The organism is Streptomyces sp. YS-3, from assembly GCF_045257485.1.
GTDB lineage: Bacteria > Actinomycetota > Actinomycetes > Streptomycetales > Streptomycetaceae > Streptomyces.
In genome coordinates this window covers 1-650 of record NZ_JBJHPC010001173.1, presented here as the reverse complement: position 1 = coordinate 650, position 650 = coordinate 1, and the positions used below count along the sequence as shown (strand labels likewise).

General features: G+C 73.2%; 1 pseudogene. It reads right to left on the bottom strand.

From position 1 onward, the window contains the following. A pseudogene (locus ACJA3G_RS38165) lies at positions 1 to 614 on the bottom strand (3-oxoacyl-ACP synthase III family protein); the annotation flags it as partial. Positions 615 to 650: the final 36 nt, after the last annotated feature.

Sequence of the window (650 nt, the reverse complement as noted above, 5' to 3'; positions counted from 1 at the left end):
GGCGGGAGGGGCTGTTCGTCGCGCAGTGGGTGGCGGGATCCGCCGGCCAGGATGGTGATGAGGTCGCTGCCGGAGCCGTCGCTGCCGAGGTCGGTGGCGCAGATGGCTCCCGGTTGTGTGCTGGGGCCCTGGCCGAGTAGGACGGCGCCGGCGCCGTCGCCGAAGACCATGCTGGTGGTCGGGTCCAGGGGGTCGAGGACGGAGCTCAGCACGTCGGCGCCGATCACGAGGGGCCGGCTGCAGATGCCGGAGGTGATCAGGGCGCGGGCCAGGGTGAGGGCGTAGAGGAAGCCGGGGCATCCGGCGCCGACGTCCAGGGCCGGTATGTCGCCCAGGTTCAGGCGGTGGGCGACTTCGGGTGCGGTCGCGGGGATCGGCCGGTCGGGGGTGCTGGTGGCCAGCAGCAGGAAGTCGCTGGCGGTGGCGGCGGAGGTCAGGGCTGCCTGGCCGGCGAGGACGGCGAGGTCGCCGGTGCTCGTGCCCGGTTCGGCGATGCGCCGGCGCCGGATACCGGTGAGGTCATGGATGGTGTCCGCGGGGATGTGCAGGCGGCGGGCCAGTTCCTGGTTGCTGACGCTGCGTTGCGGCAGGCAGGCGCCGATCCCGCAGATCACCGCGGTTGGTGTTGCGGGAGTGTGCTGGGGGTCCTG